The sequence below is a fragment of the Pseudoroseomonas cervicalis ATCC 49957 genome (genome assembly GCF_000164635.1).
In the GTDB taxonomy this organism is placed as follows: domain Bacteria; phylum Pseudomonadota; class Alphaproteobacteria; order Acetobacterales; family Acetobacteraceae; genus Pseudoroseomonas; species Pseudoroseomonas cervicalis.
Window position 1 is genome coordinate 1 of record NZ_GG771142.1, and the last position, 766, is coordinate 766.

A 766-nucleotide genomic window follows, 5' to 3' on the forward strand; every position below is an offset into this window, starting at 1 on the left:
CGCGGGCCGCAGGACCTGCCCGGCCTGGCCGCCGCGCTGGGCGGCTTCCCGCTGGTGCTGAAGCCGCGGCGCAGCGCCGGCGGCTCGCGCGGGGTCAGCCTGGTGGAGGGGCCGGCGGCGCTGGAAGCGGCCTATGCCTTCGCCGCCGCCAGCGGCCTGCCCGGCAGCCCGGTGCTGGCCGAGGCGGCGCTGCCCGGGCCGCAATTCAGCTGCGAGACGCTGCTGCGCGATGGCGTGGCGCATTGCGTCGCGGTCGGCCGCAAGGTGAAGTCGGCGCCGCCGGCGCGGGTCGATCTCGCCGTGGTCTATGACCGCGCGGCCGAGGCCTTCCGGGCGGAGGCCGCGCGCATGGTGGGCGCGCTCTGCGCCGCGCTGGGCTTCCGCGACGGCAGCACCCACACCGAATTCGCCGTGACGCCGGAGGGGCTGAAGCCGATCGAGCTGGCGATGCGCTGCGGCGGCGGGCTGACGCCGGACCTCGCCGGCCATGTCGGCGGGGTCGATCCCTTCCTGGCCGAGGCGCGCCGCGCCTGCGGCCTGGCCGAGACCCTGCCGCCGCCCGACGCGCCGCCGCAGGCGGAGGGCTGTTTCCGCTTCCTGCTGTTCCCGCCCGGCCGGGCGCTGCGCGCCGAGATCCCGGACGCGGTGCGGCACGACCCGGCGGTGCTGTCGGCGGAGGTCTTCCTGCCGGTGGATGGCGTCATCGCGCCGCTGCGCTCGACCACGCAGCGCAGCGGCTGGATCGCCCTGGCGCAGCCGCCGGGCA

1 protein-coding gene is annotated in these 766 nt (G+C 78.1%); it reads left to right on the plus strand.

The features are described 5' to 3' along the window. Nucleotides 1–766, plus strand: a 766-nt coding sequence (locus HMPREF0731_RS22225; RefSeq protein ID WP_157136287.1) for an ATP-grasp domain-containing protein, incomplete at both ends; no start/stop codon positions are given.